The sequence below is a fragment of the Mesorhizobium sp. M8A.F.Ca.ET.202.01.1.1 genome, assembly GCF_004791595.1.
In the GTDB taxonomy this organism is placed as follows: Bacteria; Pseudomonadota; Alphaproteobacteria; order Rhizobiales; family Rhizobiaceae; genus Mesorhizobium.
Window position 1 is genome coordinate 1 of record NZ_SRUN01000127.1, and the last position, 355, is coordinate 355.

Consider the following 355-nt stretch of genomic DNA (forward strand, 5'->3'; position numbering starts at 1 on the left):
GCCGGCCAACTGCCTCGCCGCGCTGCTCGCCTGCGCCTTTGCCGCATCCCAGGCGTCGCAGTTCGCCGTGTCCAGTCACGATATGGCTTTCCTGTTTGCCTTCGGCGTCCTCAATCTTGGCGTCGGCCTTGCCTTCTTCGCCACCGGCGCCCGTCTCGTTCCGGCAGCGATGGCGGCACTGCTTGGCACGTTCGAGCCGATCCTCGGCCCGATCTGGGTCTGGCTCGTGCATTCCGAGGTGCCATCGGCGCGCACGATTGTCGGCGGCGCGGTCGTCGTCGCCGCGCTCCTCGTCCACATCGCTCTCGAGTTCAAGCGCCAGGCGCGGCCCGAGCGGCCGGGCGTCACCGGCGTG

1 protein-coding gene is annotated in these 355 nt (G+C 69.6%); it reads left to right on the forward strand.

What is annotated here, in order from left to right:
• On the forward strand, window positions 1–355 hold a 355-nt coding region (locus tag EN845_RS34145), incomplete at both ends, for an EamA family transporter (RefSeq protein ID WP_145972543.1).